We start from the raw sequence: 931 nt of genomic DNA, 5'->3' as shown, positions 1-931 counted from the left end.
AGGTATTTCCTAGCCTGGCTGCTCTAGCCTATCTAGCAACAGCTTTCTGATGCTCCCGACCGCCGTGGCAGACCCCACCCAACCCAGAACAAATCCCGCAAAGCAGCAGCTTCTGCTGAAGCTTGCTGGCGTTTTGGGCGTGGCCGTTCTTGTTTTTTGGGCAGCCCATCGATTGGGATTTTTTGAAGTTATTCAAGACTGGTTCGCCGAGGCTCTGGGCTGGGTGGAAGGCTTGGGGCCGGTGGGGCCGGTGCTTTTCATTGCCATCTACATTGTGGCCACTGTGCTGCTTCTGCCGGCTTCGGTGCTGACCTTGGGCGCAGGGGCTGTGTTTGGGGTGCTGGCTGGGGCTTTGTACGTGCTGATTGGGGCAACCATTGGAGCCAATTTGGCCTTTCTCATTGGGCGCTACTTGGCGCGGGAACGGGTGGCCAGATGGATCGAGGGCAATCCCCGGTTTGCGGCCATCGATCGGGCGGTGGGGCGCGAGGGATCGAAGATCGTCGGCTTGATTCGTCTGTCGCCCGCCTTTCCCTTTAATCTGCTCAACTACGCTCTGGGACTGACCCAAGTTTCTTTTCTGAATAACCTGCTGGGCACCGTCGGGATCGTGCCGGGCACCTTTATGTATGTGTACATCGGCTCGCTGGCGGGATCCCTGGCCAACAGGGAAGGCCTGGATCCCCAAGCGCAAATGGTTCAGTGGGCCGTTCGCCTTGTGGGCCTCATCGCCACCGTAGCTGCCACCGTCTACATCACCCGTGTGGCTCGGCAAGCCCTACGGGAAGTGGTGGAGCCTGTCTAGGCCAATCCAAGTCAGGTTTGAACTGGGGAGCCCGCGGGGGGTTAGCAGCGTCCACCCTTGCGCAGAGGCTTAGCCAACCAGTTGGCAGAGGGTCTCCTGCCTTTCTCGGTCTTGTTCGGCCAGTTC

At 59.5% G+C, this 931-nt stretch carries 1 protein-coding gene; it reads left to right on the top strand.

The window, feature by feature from the left end; translation table 11 throughout:
• Positions 1 to 139 precede the first annotated feature (139 nt).
• On the top strand, positions 140 to 805 hold the full coding sequence (locus NW852_RS07080) for a TVP38/TMEM64 family protein (protein WP_414426589.1): 666 nt from the start codon (positions 140 to 142) through the stop codon (positions 803 to 805).
• Positions 806 to 931 lie beyond the last annotated feature (126 nt).

The organism is Synechococcus sp. H60.1 (assembly GCF_047462335.1).
GTDB lineage: Bacteria > Cyanobacteriota > Cyanobacteriia > Thermostichales > Thermostichaceae > Thermostichus.
The sequence above is the reverse complement of the archived record's forward strand: the minus strand, read 5'-3'. Positions and strand labels throughout refer to the sequence as shown.